The sequence below is a fragment of the Caulobacter zeae genome, from assembly GCF_002858925.1.
In the GTDB taxonomy this organism is placed as follows: Bacteria; Pseudomonadota; Alphaproteobacteria; order Caulobacterales; family Caulobacteraceae; genus Caulobacter; species Caulobacter zeae.
The window spans coordinates 109,923-123,667 of record NZ_PJRS01000034.1 but is presented as its reverse complement, the minus strand read 5'-3'; the positions used below and the strand labels follow the sequence as shown (position 1 = coordinate 123,667).

At 68.8% G+C, this 13,745-nt stretch carries 11 protein-coding genes; 2 read left to right on the top strand and 9 right to left on the bottom strand.

Going from position 1 to position 13,745, the window contains the following annotated elements; translation table 11 throughout:
* Positions 1-20: 20 nt before the first annotated feature.
* From SGCZBJ_RS16895 to SGCZBJ_RS16870, 7 genes are all read right to left on the bottom strand, one after another.
* On the bottom strand, positions 21-1,460 hold the full coding sequence (locus SGCZBJ_RS16895; protein ID WP_101719159.1) for a TolC family protein: 1,440 nt from the start codon (positions 1,458-1,460) through the stop codon (positions 21-23).
* On the bottom strand, positions 1,460-2,527 hold the full coding sequence (locus SGCZBJ_RS16890) for an efflux RND transporter periplasmic adaptor subunit (protein WP_101719158.1): 1,068 nt from the start codon (positions 2,525-2,527) through the stop codon (positions 1,460-1,462). Before SGCZBJ_RS16890 ends, SGCZBJ_RS16895 begins: the two co-directional genes overlap by 1 nt.
* Positions 2,511-4,151, bottom strand: a complete 1,641-nt coding sequence (locus SGCZBJ_RS16885; protein WP_205685405.1) for an ABC transporter transmembrane domain-containing protein — start codon at positions 4,149-4,151, stop codon at positions 2,511-2,513. The genes SGCZBJ_RS16890 and SGCZBJ_RS16885 overlap by 17 nt, the downstream gene beginning before the upstream one ends.
* 520 nt (positions 4,152-4,671) lie before the next feature.
* Positions 4,672-4,911: an NPCBM/NEW2 domain-containing protein gene (locus SGCZBJ_RS26170; protein WP_240621546.1), complete on the bottom strand. Its 240-nt coding sequence runs from the start codon at positions 4,909-4,911 to the stop codon at positions 4,672-4,674.
* Between the two features lie 304 nt (positions 4,912-5,215).
* Positions 5,216-5,725: an alpha-amylase family protein gene (locus SGCZBJ_RS26165; RefSeq protein ID WP_240621545.1), complete on the bottom strand. Its 510-nt coding sequence runs from the start codon at positions 5,723-5,725 to the stop codon at positions 5,216-5,218.
* Between the two features lie 2 nt (positions 5,726-5,727).
* Positions 5,728-6,489: a FadR/GntR family transcriptional regulator gene (locus tag SGCZBJ_RS16875; RefSeq protein WP_101719156.1), complete on the bottom strand. Its 762-nt coding sequence runs from the start codon at positions 6,487-6,489 to the stop codon at positions 5,728-5,730.
* 23 nt (positions 6,490-6,512) lie between these two features.
* Positions 6,513-8,711 (bottom strand): glycoside hydrolase family 30 protein, encoded by a 2,199-nt coding sequence (locus SGCZBJ_RS16870; RefSeq protein WP_101719155.1) that lies wholly within the window; start codon positions 8,709-8,711, stop codon positions 6,513-6,515.
* A 543-nt stretch (positions 8,712-9,254) separates the two neighbouring features.
* Here SGCZBJ_RS16870 and SGCZBJ_RS16865 point away from each other — a divergent pair.
* The gene (locus tag SGCZBJ_RS16865; RefSeq protein WP_101719154.1) at positions 9,255-9,980 is read left to right on the top strand and encodes a FadR/GntR family transcriptional regulator; all 726 of its coding nucleotides are present in this window, start codon (positions 9,255-9,257) and stop codon (positions 9,978-9,980) included.
* A gap of 31 nt (positions 9,981-10,011) precedes the next feature.
* Here the strand turns inward: SGCZBJ_RS16865 and SGCZBJ_RS16860 are convergent, their stop codons facing one another.
* Positions 10,012-10,743 carry an SDR family NAD(P)-dependent oxidoreductase gene (locus SGCZBJ_RS16860; RefSeq protein WP_101719153.1) on the bottom strand — a complete coding sequence of 244 codons (732 nt, stop codon included), beginning with the start codon at positions 10,741-10,743 and terminating at the stop codon, positions 10,012-10,014.
* A gap of 2 nt (positions 10,744-10,745) precedes the next feature.
* A complete protein-coding gene (gene dgoD, locus SGCZBJ_RS16855) occupies positions 10,746-11,933 on the bottom strand; it encodes a galactonate dehydratase (protein ID WP_101719152.1) in 1,188 nt (395 codons plus the stop codon).
* Between the two features lie 346 nt (positions 11,934-12,279).
* Between dgoD and SGCZBJ_RS16850 the strand changes: the two genes are divergently transcribed.
* Positions 12,280-13,707, top strand: coding sequence for a sugar porter family MFS transporter (locus SGCZBJ_RS16850; RefSeq protein WP_165799349.1), 1,428 nt, complete (start codon positions 12,280-12,282; stop codon positions 13,705-13,707).
* The last annotated feature ends 38 nt before the right edge of the window (positions 13,708-13,745 follow it).

Sequence of the window (13,745 nt, the reverse complement as noted above, 5' to 3'; positions counted from 1 at the left end):
ACCGGTCGCCAGGGCTTTCCTTACTCGATCCTGTCCAGGCCGAGGGCAGTCTGGTCCACCGTCGCCGCCGCCAGTTCGGCGCGGGTCGTGGCGATGCGAGCCCTGGCCTCGACCAGGCGGACGGCTGCGTCGGTTGCGGTCTCCTCGCGCTGGTTGACCAGGAAGAAATCGCTGGAGCCCAGTTCGAACCGGCGTCGCTCGGCCGCCGCCAGCCGCTCGGCCAGGTCGCGCTCCTGCTCGGCCGCCTTGGCCAGGCGTTCGGCTGCATGCAGGGCAATGCCGATCCCTTCCACCTCGACGGCGATCTGGTCGCGCAGGAAGCGTCCGCGGGCTTGCAGCGCATCGATCTCGGCGCGGGTTTCGTCGAGCTTGCCCCTGGCCGCCCGGTTCTGGAGCGGGATCGAGAAGCGAAAGCCGACGACCGCTTCGGTCGGCGTGCGGCTGGGGCCGCCCAGTCCTTCGGAGCCGATATCCTTGCCGATCTCCAGCCGCAGGTCGAAGCGGGGCCTCAGGTCGTTCCGCGCCAGCGCGAGACGGGCGTGCGACTGGTCCACGCGCGACAGCAGGGTTTGCAGGTCCGGGCGCGCGGCGGCGGGATCGGTGTTCGTGGCCGAGGCCTGGACGCCGGCGAGCGCGCTGGCCGCGGTCGGCAGCCGGCCTTCGTCCGCTACGATCGGTCGGCCCTCGGCGTCGCGGTAGTAGAGCGACAGCGCGTTGGCTGCGACCTGCAGGTCGCCTTCGGCGCGCACCACCAGCGCGCGGCGGCGCACCAGGTTCTGCTCGTTCTCGGTCAGCAGGATCTGCGGCTTCGCGCCCAGCTGAACCTGCCGCTCGATCCCGCCGCGACGGCTCTGCGCCAGGGCCATCAGATCGCGATAGGCCTTCAGCCGCCAGCCCGCGGCGATCCAGTTCTGATAGGCGATGACAGCACGCGTCTGCACGCCGATCGCCACCGCCTGGCGCTCGAAGCGGGCGATGTCGATGTCGGAGGCGGCGAGCGTGCGGCGCGTGCGGCGCTCGTCGACCAGGCGGTCGCGCAGCAGCGCGTAGAGCACGCCGATCTTGGCCTCGCCCAGTTCGTTGGTGTGGGCCTGGTCCTCATAGACGGGGAAGTCGCCGCGCGAGAGACGATAGGTGCCGTAGACATAGCCGCCATTGTCGCCGAACGGTCGCGTGGCGCGCGCCTCAACCTGGTCGCCGTCATAGTAGCCGAGCGCGCGCGAACGACTTTCGACGGAGAACACCGTGTCGAAGGCGCCTTCGGCGGTCAGGGCGCGGCTCCTGGCCTGTCGCTCACGCGCCAGCTGCTCGACGATCTGCGGCGAGGCGCGCGCAGAGGCGGCGAGCAGTTCGGCAAGGGTCAGCGGCGCGGCGCTCTGCTCGGCGGCGGGCGACGCCTGGGCGTGCGCGAGGCCAGGCGTCGAGCAGAGCAGCGCGAGGGTGATGGAAAGTCGAAGCATCACTTGGCCTTGGCCGCGTCCTTGCCGTCGCCCTTGGCCGGGGCGCCGGCGTTGGTCCCGGCGACCTGGCCGAAGTCGAGCGGGAAGTCGTTGAGCTGGCGCCAGAGTTCGTAGCCGACCGAAACCGTCTCGCCCTGCACCCAGCCGCGAACCTTGCCGCCCAGCCTGGCGAACCGCTGGTCGGGCCAGGCGGTCTTGCCGGGCATGGGCTCGACGAGAATGCGGAACAGGCCCGACGGCGCGGCCGTCGGATCGATCGAGCGGACGCGGCCGTCGAACAGGCCCTGGGCCACCGCCGGCCAGCCGCTGAACTGGATCGCCGGCCAGCCTTCGAACTCGAGCCGGACCGCGCGCCCGGGATGAACCAGCGGCACGTCGCGCCCGTCGATGAACAGCTCGACCACCCGTTCGGTATTCTCCGGGGCGACCACGGCCAGCACCGTGCCGGCCGACACCAGGCCGCCGCCGGCGGCGGCGTTGATGTTCTGGATGCGCCCGCTGCGGGGCGCGCTGACCATCTGCGCGGACTGGCGGTTCAGCTGCACGTCGATGCGGTTGAGCTTGGCGCGCGCCTCGGCCAGCTTGGCCCCGGCGTCGGCAACCTTGATCTGGGCCTGTTCGAAGTCACGGCGCGCGGCCAGGCCCTCGGCCAGCAGCTGGCGCGTGCGGCCGACGTCGATATTGGCTACCGACTGGGACTGGCGGACAGCCGCGATCTCGGCCTCGACCTGCGCGCGCTCTTCGGCCAGGCGTGTCAGGAGGTTCGGATCGAGGTCGGCGATGCGGGCGATCGGGTCGCCGGCCTCGACGTGCTGGCCGTCCTGTACGTACCAGCGCTCGACCCGGCCGCCGACCAACGCCGAGACGTCCTGGGCGCGATCGGTGGGATCGGGGGCAGCCACCAGGCCTCTGCCCTGGGCGGTCTGCATCCAGGGCACGAAGAGCAGGATGGCCAGCGAGGCGACGATGCCGGCGGCGACCATCCAGCCCAGCGCCACGACCAGGCGGGGCGGGCGCTGCTGCGCCAGCGTCCTGAAGTGGGAAAGGTGCTCAGGACGGTAGGGCATGGGCTTCCCCTCGGTTGGCGAGGTGGTCCTGAAGTTCGGCGAGCGAGGCGAAGCGGCGTTGCTCGGAGAGCCCAAGGTGCAGCCAGCCGTCGAGGGCCATGTCCTCGGGTCGCCCGGTGAACAGCAGGGTGGTGGCGCCGCGCGCCTTGAGCACCCCGAGAACGGCGGCCAGGGTCCGCGAGGGCAGGAGGTCGTACAGCTGTCCCAGCACCAGCAATTTGGGCTCGACCAGCAGGGCGTTGGCAAGGCGCAGCGCCATCATCGACCCCAGGCTGAGGGGGTGACCGGTCGCGGCCAGCGGCGTGTCCAGGCCCTTGGGCAACTGGGCGACGCGTTCCTGAAGTCCGACCACGGCCAGCGCTTCGAGCATTCGGGTCGCCGAAACGTCGGCGGCGGCCATCGCCAGGTATTCCCGGATCGTCACTTCTGCGATGGTCGGCCGGTTGAGCACCAGCACCTGCGAGCGCAGCAGGTACATGTCGAGGGCGTCGAGGTCGGCACCGCCGATCGATACGAGACCGCGCTCGGGATGGACGTGGCGCTTCAGCACCAGGGCCAGCTTGCGCTCGGCGCCCGGGTCGGCGGCGACCACCAGCTGTTCGCCCGCGGCGAGGGCGAAGTCGAAGCGCGCGTCCTCGAGCTTGACGTCCATCAACCGCAGGGCGCCGTCGCTCGGCGCGCCCGCGCCGCGGGCCGGAGGCTTCTCCTGCGGGATGGAGAACAGCAGGGACAGCTCTTCGGCGCTGGCGACAAGGTCGTAGAAGGTGTCGAGGTAGTAGCCCAGCTGCGAGACGCCGTAGAACACGCCCGAAAGGATCAGCTCGGCGGCCACCAGCTGTCCGATCGACAGCTCGCCGCGCAGGATCAGGTTGCCGCCGAGCATCAGCAGGGCGGCGCTGGCCAGGGCGTAGATCAGCAGGTAGCTCAGGGTCTGGGCGAAGCTGGAGCGGAAGTAGCGCTTGTGCGCGCCCACATAGGCGGCGGTCATGGCTTCCGACCGGTCCATGGCGAAGGCCAGGTGGCGGCTGGACTTGTAGAAGCCGTTGGAGCCGCCGACGCTTTCGAGCCAGCGCGCGGCGTCGTGCTTGGCGTGGCTGAGCGCCACCGCGCCGGTGATCGCGCCGCGCCGCCAGACCAGCCAGACTAGCACGACCGCGACGACCAGCACGACGTTGAAGGCCAGGAAGAACGGGTGGTAGAAGCTGGTCACCGTCAGGCCGACCATCCCTTGCAGCAGGATGGTGAAGGCGCCGATGACCAGGCCCGGCACGGCCTTCTGGACGACGGTGAGGTCGAAATAGCGATTGAAGAGATCGCCGCGGCTGGCGTCTCCGAAGAACGGGTTCTGGGCGTGGACGGCCCTGATCGTGATCTCGGCCACCACCCGCGCGAACACCCGGCGCTCGAACGCCGCCATCAGGTAGACCCGCAGCGCGCTGAGGGCGGCCACGATCAGCAGCAACGCCAGCAGCACGCCCGACAGCGTCCATAGGGGCGCGGGCAGGGCGATATTGGCCACGCTGTTGATCAGCAGTTGCACCGAGATCGGCGTGGCGAGCGACATCAGGCCGATGGCCAGGGTGTAGACGATGCCGAGCTTCACATAGGCGACGTCGGGACCCACGATCTCCGATAGCCACCTTGTCGCTTCCCTGAATCCGATACGTTCGCTCGTCGCCACGTCCGCCTCTGCCTGATCTCGCTGACGAACGCCTTGTCCCATGCCGCGAGGTCGGCGAGCCGGGGCCTGCGGAGCATTGGAGGCAAAGCATTCACCCCGAGGTGGGCGATACACCGGCGGCGGATTCCGCATCCCATCAATGGCGTTACAAAGTGTGTACGCGCGAGCCTTGCAAATCCCGGCGATGAAGGCGCGCGCGGTGACCGGGATCGGCGCGGGAATACTGGCCGCGACATGCCAGTCCGTGTCGCACGGGACGATCTCGAGTGCGCAGCCTGCCGGGCCTTTGTTCAAACGACCAACGACCAAAGTCTAGGCTGGGGTCTATGCTTGGCCGGATGGGCGGCGCGCAGTTCGTTGTGTGCGATAAGATGGACCGATCCTACACAGCCCATGGGGACCAGGTACGCCTTCAGTCGTCGAAGGTCGTGACGCTCAAGGCAGGCGCCTGTTTCATTGCAGGCTATCCTAACGGGCGAGTTTTGCGTCGCTCCAGGGTCTGGACGCCCTGGATCGCCGCGTCGAGCGCCACTGGAGGCTGGCCGCGAGGCCGGGGCTTGCTGCGGGCGAGCAGGCGACCGTCGCCATAGATCAGGAACCGCACCGCGCCGGCCGTCGCCGGCGAGGCGTCGTCTACGCCGACGCTTACCGAGAAGCGCTTGAACGTCGCTTCGGTGCGCACTTCCAGGCGGGAGTTCGCCAGCAGGCCGATCCCGTGCGGAGCGGCGCGTCCCGCGACCCGTAGCGTCGGCCGGCTTGTCGCCGGGATTGAACAGGGCCACCGCCGTGCGGCCGCTTAGTGTCTTGACCAGGATCTGGACCTCGCCCTGGTGAGCCACCACAGCGGCCTGGTTGCCCAGCGGTTCCTGGTTGACGGCGATGGGGTCGGCGTTGCCCCAGGTGTCGAGCAGGGACTGGGGCGCATCGCGCAGGTCATAGCCGATCAGCAGCGGCGCATTGACCATGGCCCACAGCGTAAAGTGGCTCCTGGCTTCGGCTAGGTGGGCCTAGTCGAAGCCCCATTCGCCGAAGAACAGGCCGATGTCCTGGTCGACGTGACCTTCCAGTCCGACCTCGCGCTCCAGCGCGGTTCCCACCGGCAGGTTCGGCGACTTCAGGTCCCAGGCCTGCGAGCAGACGTTGCGGCCGACGTCGGTATAGATGCCGGCCTTGAAGCCCATGGCGTGCAGGCGGTCGACGAAGGGCTTGAACGAGGCCTCGCCGCCGTCCCTGGACGCGACGCTCGGGAACAGCCACCAGCCGTCGTCGAGATTGACGTATCGGTAGCCGAGCCTCGCCAGCCCCGTGTCGCGCAGGGCCTGGGCCGAGCCCATGACCTTGGCCTCGTCCCCCTCGGTGCGGAAGGCGTTCCAGGCGTTCCAGCCCATAGGCGGGGTGACCGCCGCGCCCACGCGCGGCGTGATCCAGCGGCCGGTCGGCTTCAAGCCGTCCTGGGCCAGTGCGGGCGAGACGGCGAGAAGGCTGGCCGCAGAGGCGATCAGGAGGTGTCGCAGCATGCTCATTCGAACTCCGGACCGAAGCTGGTGCGCCAATGGGGCATGGGGCCGCCAGGGGAAAGGCGGCGCTCGGCGGCGGCCGAGCGGATCAGCGTCAGCAGGTCGACGATCATCGCGTGCATCAGTTGCGCGGCCTCGTCGGCCTGGCGTCCCAGGATCGCGGTGACCAGCGCCTCGTGGCGGGCCAGGGCGACCTTGCGTTCCTGGCGACCGCTGGCGAAGCGGATCGAGATCCGCAGCGCCGTGCTCACCAGGTCCTGCAGGCCGACGTAGAACGGATTGCGCGTGGCGTTCAGGATCGCGGCGTGCAAGGCGATCTCGGCCCCGAGCGGGTCGTCGAAACCGGCGTCGGCCGCCTTCAGGCGCGCCATCGCCGCACGGATCTCGCGCTGGCCCGCGCCGGTGGCGTGGCTCGCGGCCAGGGCGGCGGCGGCCGGCTCGACGCCGAGACGCATCTCGGTGAACTGCGACAGGTGCCGCAGCGTCGACTTGCGCTCCAGCATCCAGCGCAGCACGTCGGGGTCCAGCACATTCCACCTGGCCTGAGGCTCGAGCGCCGTGCCTTGCCTGGGGCGGCCGCTGAGCAGCCCCTTGGCGACCAGCATCTTCACCGCCTCGCGCGTCGCCGTCCGGCCGGCGCCGTGCTTCATGCCCAGCTCCCGCTCGGTGGGAAAGTCGGCGTTGTCGTACGCGCCCGCGACGATCGCCTGGCCGATCTGTTCGACCAGGCTATAGGTCAGGCTCAGTCCTTGCGTGTTGCGCATCCTGTTGTCGCCCCCGCGACGCGTCAGGCGGGACGTCTGGCGCCCTTGCGGGCGACATAGATCGGCGTCTGCCGGGGAAGCGCGCGCGCCGCACGCGGCGTCGGGCCGCCGACCTGGCCGATGGCCAGTTCGCCGAACCAGGGCGTGCTGAGGCGCGTACGATCGGCCCCGACCAGCAGGCCGGCCATACCCTTGGCGTAGAGCCTGTTCTCGGCGGTCAGCACGACCTGGTCATTGACGAGGCCAGTGATACGGCTGCCTTCGAACCGCAGCGAGAGCTTGATCCACCGGCCGGGTGCGACCCCGGCCAGCATCGTGTCGCCCAGAACCAGCTCGCCGCCTTCGCCGTCGAACGTGCCGGCCTTGATCTGGGCCTGCTGCTCGGCGTCGCCAACCAGGGCCTTGGGATCCTTCTTGCCGCGAATGGCTACGAGCCGGCAGCGGCCATCGTGGGCCAGCTCCAGGAAATAGCCCTTCGGGATGAAGCCGTAGCCCGTGCCGACGTGGTTGATCCGGCCCATGACGGCGGCGGTGTCGCCTGGGTTGAGCCAGACCTTGGTCGAGACCTCGTAGTCGTCCCAGGTCGCGTCGCCGAGAATGGTGTAGGGCCGCCAGTCCGGGGCCCAGGAGATGGTCGGGACCGGGACTACCTGGCGCAGGCAGCGGCCCTTGTCGTCAGGGCGGTCGGCCAGCTCGAAGGCGCCGGCGACGTCGGCGGTGTAGCGCGGCAGCCAGCCGTGGGCGGCTGGTGAAGCGTAGGTCTCGAAGGTCTCGCGGTAGGGGAAAGGGAAGGGCGCGGGCTTGGGGATCGCCTCGAAGCTTCCTTTCTGCTGCCCGCGCGTGGTCGACAGCGAGTAGATCGCGTGCGGCTCCACGGCCAGGCTCACCACGCCGTCGACGGGCGTCAGGTCGGCCAGGCGAACGAACTGCTCGGCGGCGGTGCTGCGCCATACGCAAAGCGGTTTGGACGACAGGCCCTTGCCGACCTCGATCCGGACGGTCTGGGCCTGGGTCGCGCCCTGGGTCTCGACCACCAGGCTGTAGTCCGCGCCCGGCGACTTCAGGGTCGTGTAGGAGCCGCCCCCAGGCAGCATGCCGCTGCCGCCGTCGAGATAGGTCCAGCCGATCTCGGTGAACTGGCCGTAGTGCGCGTAGCCCCACAGCGCCTCGCGCACCCGGTAGTGGCCGCTCCACGGCTCGTGGGCCAGCACGGTGGCCGGGTCCTCCGAATAGGGTTCGAGCGGATAGAGGCCGGCGATGTCGTACCAGTTCACGACCCTGGTCGCGCCGCTCAGGATCCAGTTGTGGTTGAAGGCCCGGACGATGCCGATCGCGCAGTCGAAACCCTTCAGATAGATGTGGTCCTCGGTGTTCCAGATCGGCTTGCCCATGGCCCTGGCCATAGCCTGCTGCTCGGCGGTGGCGTGGGCGTTGGCGTAGAAGACGTGGGCGCTGATGACGTCGATGGCGTCGCGCAGCTCGGCGTCGGTCGTCATGTCCTTGACGAAGTCGAGCTTGTCCTTGGGCCAGTTGTCGAAGGCGTGGACCTTCACCTTGGAGAAGCCCTTGGCGTTCAGCGTGCGGCGCAGGGCTTTGACGAAGGCGTAGTCCTGGCCCTTCTCGTTGCGGCAGCCGATGGCGTCCAGCTCAAGCCCGTGGGCGCCGCGCAGGCCCTCCAGCCATTTGACGTAGTAGTCGACGGCGTCCTGGGACCAGAACTTGCCGCCGCCGATCCAGCCCGGAGCGCTCCACGCCGTGGCGTCCAGAGACAGGGCCGGATTGCGCTTCTTGGCCTCCTGCAGGATCCACCAAGTGTAGCCGCGCTCGTAGCTCAGGTCCTCGCGGGTGTGCATGTGGCTGGGCATTGACCCCTGGGTCGAGTTGCCGTCGCCGGGGATCTCGGCCAGCAGGGCGCTGACCGAGGCGCCGAACTTGGGCCTGTACAGCAGGTCGAGGATCTGGCTGCGTTGCGGCTCGGGATAGTCCTTCAGCAGCACGGCCGTGGCCCCGCCGCCGTTGACCACGCCGATGCCGTCGAACCGTGCGCCGCCGGCGTCGCCGCGCAGCCTGATTGCGTGGGGCGAGGCGGATTGGGCCAGGGCCCGGCTCAGCGGCGCCAGGCACAGCAGCGAACCGGCCGCCAGCAGGTGCCGGCGGCGCGACGGGTCGAAATCGCCACGCCGATCAGCGGCCGCTTGGCCGCGCGCGCTCACGCGCTCCATTGTTCCCTCTCCCAATTCTTATGTCGTGAACGCCGAGCTGGCTCGGTGTTCGCCGGTCTCCATCGACGTTGATCGCGATGGTGCATCCCGAGTGTTTCGCGCGGCGCGGGCCGTGAAAAACCGTCTCGCCCCTGAGGGTGTATGACCAGCTTATTGCACGCTCTAAGTGAGTGGGCAAGCCATTCATAGGACAAATGCTATTGTTATCCCAGGTCTCAAGTCATGAGATAAAACAGAAGGATAACGCTGTCATTTTTGGCATTTTCTGAGAGCGCGAGCCCTATCTTCAAGAGGCGGATAGGCGATCGCACGATGCAAAATCGGCGAATTTCTGAAGCGCCAGAGATGTAGTGGTATGACCAATAAGCCTGTCCTGAACCCTGCTCCCCGGCCCGCAGGTGGTCGCTTGATCGGGCTGCGGGTTTCATTCCCTCTGGCGGGGCGGCCGGGGTGGTGTTCGGCCTTGGCCAAGAATGCTGAAAGCCGGCCCGCGTGCGGCTAGAAAGAAGCAAGCCGCCAGCCGGGAGCACAGAGATTCGGACCATGCGGGCAGCGACCCCCCACAAGAGCGTCACCGACACCATCGTCCAGGATCTCGGCGCGGCGATCGTGACGGGACGCTACGACGGCGCGCCATTCCCGACCGAGCAGGAGCTGGCCGACAGGTACGGCGCGGCGCGGACGGTCACTCGTGAAGCCGTCAAGATGCTGGTCTCCAAGGGCCTGCTGTCGTCCCGGCGCCGGCGCGGCATCGTCATCGAGAGCGAGGACAGCTGGAACCTGCTCGATCCGGACGTGATGCGCTGGATGTTGCAGCGGGAGTTCTCGCTCGACCTGCTGATCGAGTTCACCGAGATCCGCCTGAGCATAGAGCCCGGCGCGGCGGCGCTGGCGGCCAAGCGCGCCGATGGCGACCAGCGGGCCGCCATCGACCTTGCGGTCAAGCGCATGTTCGCCGCTGATCAGGGGGAAGACGATCCATTGCTGTCGGATATCGCCTTCCACGTCGCGGTGCTGCGCGCTAGCGGCAACCGCTTCTACCGCCAGCACTGCGAGCTGATCGACACGGCCCTGCGCTTCAGCATCCGCAAGACCAACGATCTCAAGGGCGTACGCTTCGCCAGCGCCGAGGATCACAAGCGCGTCGCCGACGCGATCCTGGCGGGCCACGTGCGCGAAGCCGAGACCCGCATGCGCGATCTCATCGGCGGCGCGCTCGATCTGATGCAGCGCAGCCGCGACGAGGAGCGTCGTCGGGAGCGGCGCTGAGGGCGGGAGGAGGGCGACGCGCGCCCATCGCCTAGAGCTTCGCCAGCCGCCCGCCGTCGGCGATCAGTTCCGCGCCCGTGACGAAGCGGGCTTCGTCGCTGAGCGCGAAGGCCACGAGCGCGGCGATGTCCTCCGGCTGGCCGACGTCCTGGGGATCGAGGACCTCGAGGCCCGACTTGATGTTCGGACTGTCGCGCAGCATCGGCGTGTCCACCGCGCCGGGCAGGACGCAGTTGGCGCGTATGCCGCGGGCGCGGCCCTCGATCGCCGCCGTGCGGGCCAGCGAGGTCAGGGCCGCCTTGGCCGCCGCGTAGGGGCCGACCAGGGCCGAAGTCTGGCGGGCGTGGATGCTCGAGACGTAGACGAGGCCGCCGCCGTCCTGCATGTGGTTGAAGGCCTGCCGCGTGAAATAGGCCGCGGCGTAGAAGTTCACCGCCATGATCCGCTCCCAGTCCTGGCCGGTGAGCGCTTCCAGGCCCTTGTAGATCATCGCGCCGGCGACGCTGACCACGCCGTCGACCCGGCCGAAGCGCTGGATGGCGGCCTCGAAGGCGGCCGCGGCCTCGGCCTCCACGCTGACATCCTGCGCGCGAACCAGCAGCCGCTCTGGGGCGGCCACGGCCGCCTGGGTCGCGGCCAGCGCCCCGGCGTCACGGTCGATCAGCACCAGGTTGGCGCCTTCGTCGTGCAGGCGTCGAGCGCAGGCCTGGCCGATGCCGCCGCCGGCGCCGGTGACGATGATGGTCTTGCCCGAAAAACGCATGCTCACCACTCCCGTAGGCCGCCGTCAGGGCCGCGCCACGCCGGATTGCGCCAGGCGGGCGCGTCGCGGCTGAGGCGGCGGACCTTTTCTTCGTCGATCTCGACGCCCAGGCCGGGGCCGGCGAACGCCTCGACCGTCCCATCCTTCACAGCGAAGATCTCGGGGTTGAGCATGTAGGACAGAAGATCGTGGCCGTCGGTGTTGTAGTGTATGCCCAGCGACATCTCCTGGATCACGAAGTTGGGCGTCGTCAGCGCCAGCTGCATGCAGGCGGCCAGGGCGATGGGGCCCAGCGGGCAGTGAGGGGCGATGGCGACGTCATAGGCCTCGGCCATGGCCGCGATCCGGCGAACCTCGGAAATCCCGCCGGCATGGCTGAGATCGGGCTGGAGGATGTCGATCGAGGCCGAGGTCAGGAACGGCTTTACGTCCCAGCGGCTGTAGAGCCGCTCGCCCAGCGCGATGGGCACGGCGGTCTGCAGGCTGAGCTGGGCGATGGCCTCGGGGTGCTCGCTGAGCAGCGGCTCCTCGACGAACAGGGGGCCCAGCGGCTCCAGGGCCTTCACAAGTTGCCGGGCCATCGGCTTGTGCACCCGGCCGTGAAAGTCGACCCCGGCGTCCAGGCCTTCGGCGCGCACGGCCGCGAGGCAGTCGACCGAAGCTGTGAGGGCGCCGGGGCTGTCCAGCCAGCCCAGGTCCTCGACGCCGTTCATCTTGACTGCCTTGAAGCCCTGCGCCTTGCGCACGCGCGCGGCCTCGACGACCTCGCTGGGGCGGTCGCCGCCGATCCAGGCGTAGACCGGGATCCGATCGCGGACGCGCCCGCCCAGCAGTTGGTGCACCGGGGCCTTCAGGGCCTTGCCCTTGAGGTCCCATAGCGCCTGATCGAGACCCGACAGGGCCGACATCAGCACCGGGCCGCCGCGATAGAAGCCGAGGCGATAGGCGGTCTGCCAGATGTCCTCGATGCGGTCTGGATCGGCGCCGATGAAGCGGTCGCGCAACGAGGCGAATGCGCCTTCGACGGCTTCGCTGTGACCTTCGAGCGAGGCTTCGCCCCAGCCGACCAGGCCGTCGTCGGTCTCGACGCGCACGAACAGCCAGCGGGGCGGCGCGGGGAAGGTCTCGATGGACCTGATGGCGGCGCCCGGCGTTGCTTGCGCTCTGGCGTGTGCTGGGTCGTGGAGCATGAACGTCCTCGCGGGAGTGGCGCGAGAATGCGCCGGACCCCCCTTGTCGTCGCTTGAATGGCGAGCCTGGTTGTCCTCTGTCAAGAATATATAATACAAATAAGACGGCGAGGGGATCTGGAGATCGGCTTGGAGGCGTAGTCTGGCCGGTAGGTCCGGGCTCGAAGTCCAGCCTTGGCCTCCTGCATTGCCTGAAGCTGAGTGACGGGAAACGCTACTGGGTAAAATAAGTAATACAAATAGGTTGACGGGGAAGCGACCTCGCGGATTATGACCGCGAAAGGCGGGCCCGTCGCGACTCCGACGGTTACACGCCAGAGCAAGGGGGCGCGTACGGATGCACACAATGTCGAGCGGCCGGGATGAGCAGGCTGCTTCCGGCCAGCTGAACCTCGCCTACATCTGGACGATCTCGAGCGTGGCGGCGCTGGGCGGATTGCTGTTCGGCTACGACTGGGTGGTGGTTGGTGGCTCCAAGCCGTTCTACGAGCCCTACTTCAACCTGACGAGCGAGGCTCAGGTCGGCTGGGCCAACAGCTGCTCGCTGCTGGGCTGCCTGCTGGGCTCGGTGTTCAGCGGCCTGGTCAGCGACCGGATCGGCCGCAAGAAGCTGCTGATCATCGCTGCGGTCCTGTTCGGCGTATCGTCGATCCTGACCGGCTGGGCGCAGGGGTTCTCGACCTTCGTGCTCTGGCGGATCGTCGGCGGCGTGGCCATCGGCGTCGCCTCCAACATCTCGCCGACCTATATCGCCGAGATCAGCCCGGCCGCCTGGCGCGGGCGACTGGTCACCCTCAACCAGCTGACCCTGGTGGTCGGAATCCTGGCCGCGCAGGTGGTCAACATGCTGATCGCCGGGGATGTCGGCGGCGCGATGAGCCACGCGGCCATCCGCGACACCTGGCAGGGGCAGTATGGCTGGCGCTGGATGTTCACGGCCGTGGCCGTTCCCTCGGTCATCTTCTTCTTCTGCGCCTTCCTGGTGCCGGAAAGCCCGCGCTGGCTGCTGAAGGCCGGTCGCCGCGACCGCGCCCTGGCCGTGCTGCGCAAGATCGGCGGCGAAGCCTATGCGCGCGAGGCCTTGGCCCAGATCGAGGCAGGCCTGGAGCGCGAGCGCGCCGAGACGGGCTCGGCCAACGAACTGTTCGCGCCGGCCGTGCTGGGCGTGTTGCTGACCGGCGTCGGCCTGGCGGTCCTGCAACAGTGGAGCGGCACCAACGTCATCTTCAACTACGCCGAGGAGATCTATCGCGGCGCGGGCTACGACCTTGGCGGGGTGATGTTCAACATCGTCATCACCGGCGCGATCAACCTGGCCTTCACCCTGGTGGCGACCGCCACGGTCGACCGGCTGGGACGGCGCACCCTGATGCTGTGGGGCGCGGCGGCGATCGCGGTGATACACGGCCTGCTCGGCGCGGCGTTCTTCCTGGGCATCCAGGGCCCCGTCGTGCTGCTGCTGACCCTGGGCGTCATCGCCGCCTACGCCATGTCGCTGGCGCCGGTGACCTGGGTGCTGCTGTCGGAGATCTTTCCCAACCGTGTCCGCGGGGCGGCGATGTCGATCGCCGTCTCGGCGCTGTGGATCGCCTGCTTTGTGGTCACCTTCACCTTCCCGATCCTCAACCAGCGCCTGGGCGCGGCGGGGACCTTCTGGTCCTACGGACTCGTCTGCCTGGCGGGCTTCATCTTCATCGCGCTGCGCGTGCCCGAGACCAAAGGGCGAACCCTCGAGGAGATCGAGGCCGGCCTGTCACGCCGCCGCGACCGCTGATCCGCCCGCGCCAGAACAGACACCATCAGGAAACGAGC

What these genes read in the sequence shown, in the direction of transcription:
- SGCZBJ_RS16895 (WP_101719159.1), bottom strand. Translation starts at nt 1,460, where the DNA reads ATGCTTCGACTTTCCATCACCCTCGCGCTGCTCTGCTCGACGCCTGGC.
- SGCZBJ_RS16890 (WP_101719158.1), bottom strand. Translation starts at nt 2,527, where the DNA reads ATGCCCTACCGTCCTGAGCACCTTTCCCACTTCAGGACGCTGGCGCAG.
- SGCZBJ_RS26165 (WP_240621545.1), bottom strand. Translation starts at nt 5,725, where the DNA reads ATGCTGCGACACCTCCTGATCGCCTCTGCGGCCAGCCTTCTCGCCGTC.
- SGCZBJ_RS16875 (WP_101719156.1), bottom strand. Translation starts at nt 6,489, where the DNA reads ATGCGCAACACGCAAGGACTGAGCCTGACCTATAGCCTGGTCGAACAG.
- SGCZBJ_RS16870 (WP_101719155.1), bottom strand. Translation starts at nt 8,711, where the DNA reads ATGGAGCGCGTGAGCGCGCGCGGCCAAGCGGCCGCTGATCGGCGTGGC.
- SGCZBJ_RS16865 (WP_101719154.1), top strand. Translation starts at nt 9,255, where the DNA reads ATGCGGGCAGCGACCCCCCACAAGAGCGTCACCGACACCATCGTCCAG.
- SGCZBJ_RS16860 (WP_101719153.1), bottom strand. Translation starts at nt 10,743, where the DNA reads ATGCGTTTTTCGGGCAAGACCATCATCGTCACCGGCGCCGGCGGCGGC.
- dgoD (WP_101719152.1), bottom strand. Translation starts at nt 11,933, where the DNA reads ATGCTCCACGACCCAGCACACGCCAGAGCGCAAGCAACGCCGGGCGCC.
- SGCZBJ_RS16850 (WP_165799349.1), top strand. Translation starts at nt 12,280, where the DNA reads ATGTCGAGCGGCCGGGATGAGCAGGCTGCTTCCGGCCAGCTGAACCTC.